The sequence below is a fragment of the Micromonospora sp. CNZ297 genome, from assembly GCF_007827625.1.
The window spans coordinates 1-1,416 of sequence record NZ_VISU01000068.1 but is presented as its reverse complement, the minus strand read 5'-3'; the positions used below and the strand labels follow the sequence as shown (position 1 = coordinate 1,416).

At 67.9% G+C, this 1,416-nt stretch carries 1 protein-coding gene; it reads left to right on the top strand.

All coding sequences use genetic code 11. From position 1 onward, the window contains the following. Window positions 1–149: 149 nt before the first annotated feature. Window positions 150–1,289 carry an IS701 family transposase gene (locus tag FB454_RS34705; RefSeq protein ID WP_047890484.1) on the top strand — a complete coding sequence of 380 codons (1,140 nt, stop codon included), beginning with the start codon at window positions 150–152 and terminating at the stop codon, window positions 1,287–1,289. Window positions 1,290–1,416 lie beyond the last annotated feature (127 nt).

Below are 1,416 nucleotides of genomic sequence, written 5' to 3'. Positions count from 1 at the left end.
TACTCCAGCCGCACTTCCGTTGACCGTGTTTGCGCAGCTAGGACCGCAGATGCGGATCAGGCGTCAGAGTACACGATCGTCCACCGTAGACTGCCGCACTTGTGGCGGTGGACGATCTTTCGGGGTGGGCGGCAGGTCTGGATGACCTAATGGCGCGGATCGCTGGCCGGTTTCGGCGGGTGGAGCCGCGCCGGCGGGCCCGGGCGTACGTGCTGGGCCTGCTGTCGCCGCTGGCCGGTAAGAATGGCTGGACCCTGGCCGAGGCGGCCGGGGAGAACACACCTGACGGCATGCAACGCCTGCTCAACAGGTCGGCGTGGGACGCCGATGCGGTCCGCGACGACCTGCGCGACTACGTCGCAGAGCACCTCGGCGACGCCAACGGCATTCTGATCATTGATGAGACGGGGTTCCTGAAAAAGGGAACCAAGTCTGCCGGCGTCCAACGCCAATACTCCGGGACCGCCGGCCGGACCGAGAACTGCCAGCTCGGGGTGTTTTTGGCTTACGCGTCCGTGCGCGGGCGCACCTTGGTCGACCGGGAGTTGTATCTGCCGCAAGGCTGGTGCGGCGATGACGCCCGGCGGACCGAAGCCGCGGTACCGGCAAAGGTGCGGTTCGCGACCAAGCCGGCGCTGGGGTTGCAGATGCTGCGCCGCGCACTCGACGCGGGGCTGCCGGCCCGGTGGGTGACCGCCGACGAGGCCTACGGCAAGGACAGCAAGTTCCGGCTGTGGCTGCAGAACCGCCGCATGGGCTATGTCCTGGCCGTGGCCTGCAACCAGAAAATCCCCACCGACGGCGGCAGCGCCCGCGCCGACGAGCTGGCCTCCGCCGCCCCTGCACCGGCCTGGAAGCGGCGCAGCTGCGGCGACGGCGCCAAGGGGCCCCGCCTGTTCGACTGGGCCGTCGCCACCCTGCCCGACACCGGCACCGCCGACCACGGATTCACCCGCTGGCTGCTCATCCGCCGCTCGATCACCGACCCCACCGAGCACGCCTACTACCTGTGCTACGGACCGGCCGACACCGACGACGAGGAACTCATCCGCGTGGCCGGCGCCCGATGGGCCATCGAGGAGTGCTTCCAGACCGCCAAGGGACAGGTCGGCCTGGACGACTACCAGGTGCGCCGCTACGACGCGTGGTACCGCCACATAACACTCGCTATGTGCGCCCACGCCTTCCTCACCATCACCGCCACCGAGGCGCAAAAGGGGGCACCGCCGACCGGGCCCAACTCGTCCCCCTCAGCCTCGCCGAGACTCGACGTCTCCTGGCACACCTGATCACCCACAAACGAACCCGCGACCATATCGATCGATGGTCATGGTGGCGACGCCGCCACCAGTTCAGAGCCAAAACAAGCCACTACCAGCGAAGACAACGACTCAGCCAAGTGCGGCTGGAGTACTA